The following is a 742-nucleotide window of genomic DNA, read 5'->3' on the forward strand; positions in this document are numbered from 1 at the left end:
GGGTTGAGGAATCCCCACAAAAAAATGAAAGGCACGATGAAGTGTGATCTACTGGTTGCGCTAACAAAACAGAAGAGACCTCATCGTGCCTTTACAAACAGTTTGCCAGAAATTTTTCTCCGCGTCTTTACGTGGTATTCATTCCTTTCGGATCAATGTTCTTATCTCTATGGCCATTGCACTTTGCAACGGCGCTGACTTGACGCTAACCAGTCTCGGCCGTTCGCTTCCAGGCAGAGCTCACGTCAAAATTAAACGTGTCGATCGGGCCCTCGGTAATACCGCTATTCATCACGAGCTTCCCCTTATTCAACAGATGCTTACCCGGTCTATCACCTCACTGATGCCGTTCTGCGTTATTGCTGTCGACTGGAGCGGATGGCATGACAAAAACTGGCATCTGTTGCGAGCAAGCCTAGTCTGTAATGGCCGTTCCCTCCCTCTGATGAGCGAAGTGGTGCCCGCCTGGCTGGCACAAAACAGCCAGGTTCAGTGCGCCTTCCTTGACCGTCTCCACGCGGCCATTCCCGACGGAAAACCCGTCACAATAATCACGGATGCGGGCTTCAGAACTGACTGGTTCAGGCACATAAGCCAACTGGGCTGGTGTTTTACGGGCAGGGTCAGAGGGCTCGTCTGCTTCCAGTTGGAAGGAAGCACCCGCTGGATGAAAATCAGTGACTTGCAGGCGGAGAGCACTCCCATAAAAGTCGGTTACGGTGTACTTGCTCGTAAGCCGAGG

General features: G+C 52.2%; 1 protein-coding gene. It reads left to right on the plus strand.

Annotated elements, in window-relative coordinates; all coding sequences use genetic code 11:
* Window positions 1-85: 85 nt before the first annotated feature.
* A partial coding sequence (locus ACMV5H_RS25575; protein ID WP_414822811.1) for an IS4 family transposase occupies window positions 86-742 on the plus strand: 657 nt, incomplete at its 3' end.

Origin of the sequence: Serratia sp. N21D137, from assembly GCF_047530005.1 — a bacterium.
In the GTDB taxonomy this organism is placed as follows: domain Bacteria; phylum Pseudomonadota; class Gammaproteobacteria; order Enterobacterales; family Enterobacteriaceae; genus Chania; species Chania fonticola_B.